Genomic DNA, 253 nt, shown 5'->3' with positions numbered 1-253 from the left:
AGTTCGAAGCGGTGTTCGAGTTGCGGATACGTCCTCAAGAGTCTTTCGCTTTCGACACGTCAATGGGTTTGTCCAGATTGCGGACAAAGCCATGATCGGGATCTGAATGCCAGTATTAACATCCTGGTGGCTGGGAAAGCGATATTGGCCGGTGCAGACGGCTTGAGGATTCACGAATGAACAAAACCGGAGGATTTCCGGGGTTAGCCTGTGGAGCGAGCAAGGATGTGAAACGGCGTAGCCGTATCAGCAG

At 52.6% G+C, this 253-nt stretch carries 1 protein-coding gene; it reads left to right on the top strand.

The genetic code is table 11. The features are described 5' to 3' along the window. The coding region (locus tag IV91_RS19995; protein ID WP_150112550.1) for a zinc ribbon domain-containing protein at nucleotides 1-180 on the top strand (180 nt) is incomplete at its 5' end. Nucleotides 181-253 lie beyond the last annotated feature (73 nt).

It is taken from the genome of Ferrovum myxofaciens, assembly GCF_000735045.1.
GTDB classification, from domain to species: domain Bacteria; phylum Pseudomonadota; class Gammaproteobacteria; order Burkholderiales; family Ferrovaceae; genus Ferrovum; species Ferrovum myxofaciens.
This window is presented reverse-complemented; position numbering and strand designations above follow the sequence as displayed.